General features: G+C 32.9%; 2 protein-coding genes. Both read left to right on the top strand.

The window, feature by feature from the left end; translation table 11 throughout:
• Nucleotides 1-34: 34 nt before the first annotated feature.
• Nucleotides 35-184 (top strand): hypothetical protein, encoded by a 150-nt coding sequence (locus HOH73_06555; protein MBT5828515.1) that lies wholly within the window; start codon nt 35-37, stop codon nt 182-184.
• A partial coding sequence (locus HOH73_06550; GenBank protein ID MBT5828514.1) for a hypothetical protein occupies nt 174-3,047 on the top strand: 2,874 nt, incomplete at its 3' end. The genes HOH73_06555 and HOH73_06550, both read left to right, overlap by 11 nt.

The following is a 3,047-nucleotide window of genomic DNA, read 5'->3' as shown; positions in this document are numbered from 1 at the left end:
GAAGCAACAAGTAGTTCAATATATAGGTTGTAAAATGAAAAATCCTTTCAATACACATAAGAAAGCAGAGGGTAATACTATTACTCAATTATTGGCAGAGATTAATTCAGATAATCGGGATAGTCTACATGCACGAAATGCCTCAGATTATTCATCTTTAAATGAGGTAAGTTATGAGGGGTAAACTATCTGAAAAACAAAAACATTTAGCTCGTTATAAGCAGTTATGTGAAGCATTAACTAAAGAATTAACTAAAACTCCTCCTACAATTGTTTTTGATAATACTATTTTTACTAATTCATTTAAGTATGATGGAAAAGATTTTACAGTAATTCAGGTGCTTGAGATCGCCGCAAAAAATTATGATATTGTGATAACTCTAACTGACACTCCATCAGTTACGGAAGCCAAAGAACAGATGACAGTTTTGTTAGAGAAATTCTATCTGGCTGTAAAAGATAACGAAGAGCTGTGTAATAAAATTTTTGCCGAAAATAAAAATCCAAATCTAAAAGCTTATTTTAAACTAGAGAAAGAGTTAAAAGAGTTACAAGTAGATACGACAGCGGAAGAAGATGGTTCAAGAAATGGAACACAACAAGAACCAAAATTAGACGCAAGAAATGGTAAATCAGCGGAAAAAGATGAGGTACCGGCAACTCTTGTCAATAAGGATCCTAATAAAGTAAGAGTGGCTTTAAACAATTCTAGAACAAAACCAACAACTGATTTGGATCTTAATACAGTAGCAAAGTTAGCAATTGCTAAGCCTTGGCAATTATTGGAGGTGATAAATGAAGATATTTTCTTAAAAAGAAGCGATTCTCTTGCGTTTAGTAGGATTGGTTATAATTCAGTCATTGCAAAAGCTAGAAAAGATGTAGATACAAAAAATACAGCAAATAAAGATGTTCCTGAGTTTCTTGGTTTATATGATGAATTGAGAAAGATTCGTAAGCCGCTTGGAGGCACTGTTAGAAATTTATATAAAACATTAACATGGGATGAAGCAGGATTTCACATTGCAAAAATCAAGTTTAATAAAGAATTTACTGGTGAGAAAGCAAGTGTTTTAGATGAAGAAAATCTCAATAAATTTCTGAGTGAATGTAAAGATCTTCAAATCAATCTCGAAGATGCATTAGGAGCAATTATTGCAGGAAAAAGTGAACTTGAACAATCATTAAAAACAAAGGAAGGCTTTGATATTGATGTATATCTAAATCAAGAAGTACAAAAAATTAAGCTAATAAATAAAAATAATGATCCATCTATAAATGATGGAACGCGTGAAATATTAAAATTTCAGCTAAAGGGAAAAGATCTCGATGGATTCCAAGAGTTGATTTTAAAAAACAGTGAAAATCTTGATATTATTGCTGATATGCTTCTTAAGGGAGAGCTCGGCACTGAGCAAGGTGCAATTGTGGCAAGAAAACAAGCAATAAAAGAATTAGTTCAATTAAGGTTTGAAACCGTTAGGGAAGTAAAGGAAATTATTGGTCAAGAAGGAGATTCAAGCCATATAGAATTTGGTAAATTTCTTAAAGGAAAAAATGAAAATGAAATTGCTTCTATAAAGCAAATTTTAGAAAATATTCAGCAAGGAGGTAGTGATAAACGGCATATTGATCTAAAAGACTTTGATTTAATTTTAGCTAAAACAGATGGTAAAATTATAAAGAATAGAAGCAAATATTATTTTGGTACATTTCCTTTTAGGGACGAAGAGTCATTTGGAGTGTCTTCATATAGCATTACATCGGCGGTTAGCTTAGTAAAATTAAAAGAAGAAGAATTACTAAAGAAAGATACTGCTGAAGTAAGTAGTGATGAGGGGACGGAACAACAACAAAACCAACAACAACAATCAACAACAACAAATTCAAATTTAAATATAGGTATTAAAATGACAGGTAATGTACAAAACGGTGCAGAAATATATAAAAAAATTCAGAGTGTTAAAAAAGCAAGCGATGCGACTCTAGCTAAAGTTTCGGCGTTAGCAACATCTCTTAATGCAGAAGGTGGAATTGACGACTTAAAGGCTTATTTAAGTGAACATACAGTGGCTACACAGGCAAGGGTAGGTACTTCGCAAGAGCAATCTCAATTAGTGAAAGCTGTTGCGCGTATAGCAGATTTAAGAAAAGCCTATCCTGCTACAGAATTTGCTATTTTCGATGAAATAATTGGCGTAGATGCTCAAGGAAAGACTTTGACAGATGTTTCTCTGCAAGGCAAAGCTTTTATAGATGAAGTAGAGGCAATAAAAGAACTAAATGAGTCTATATCAAGAGGTAAGGCAATATATAATAGTACTACAAGAGTGATGGGACCTCGTATTTTTCCAGATTTGGAGGGAGGTATAACTCTAGCAAAACCCACAACTATGAATGGAAAATTAACAGATGAAAATGCAATAAAAGATGTAACTAGTTATTTATTATCACAAGGAGCAGAAGCTCTTGCTACTGTAATCTCATTTATGGATAAAGCTATTCAAGTTGAAGCCGTTCGCGGAGATGCCGGAGCTGACCTAAATTACCTAAAAGTACTAACTGATAAACTGGAAATTGAGCAGTTATTACAAGGTAACGTTATATTAGATGCTAAAAAGGTAAGAGAAGCTACATTTGTAGAAGGGAGAGATTCTGCTAAACAGCTTAAAGATGCTATTGATCTGGTTGAAAAAGTTAATACAGGTGCAGATCATTATAAGACAGCATCTGACGTAAATGTAAACCTTAAAGATAAGAGGGATAATATTGAGTTATTTCGTGAATATGCAACTGAGGGGGCGAGAGGTGAATTTATAGCTAAGTTAACAGATTTAAAAGGAGATGGAGCTACTAAATTGGACACTATTTCTGCAATTATAGAAATGGTAGAACCAGTAAAACCAGAAGTTGCTGCAGCAAATACAGAACAACCAATAAAACCACCAAAACCACTAGGACTAAAACCAACAATAGTAAAAAAAATGGATGCAGATCAAATAAAACAATTAACACTAAACTTTATTAACATTGCCAAAAATGTTGAT

This window comes from Alphaproteobacteria bacterium, from assembly GCA_018667735.1.
Classification (GTDB): domain Bacteria; phylum Pseudomonadota; class Alphaproteobacteria; order Rickettsiales; family JABIRX01; genus JABIRX01.
The sequence above is the reverse complement of the archived record's forward strand: the minus strand, read 5'-3'. Positions and strand labels throughout refer to the sequence as shown.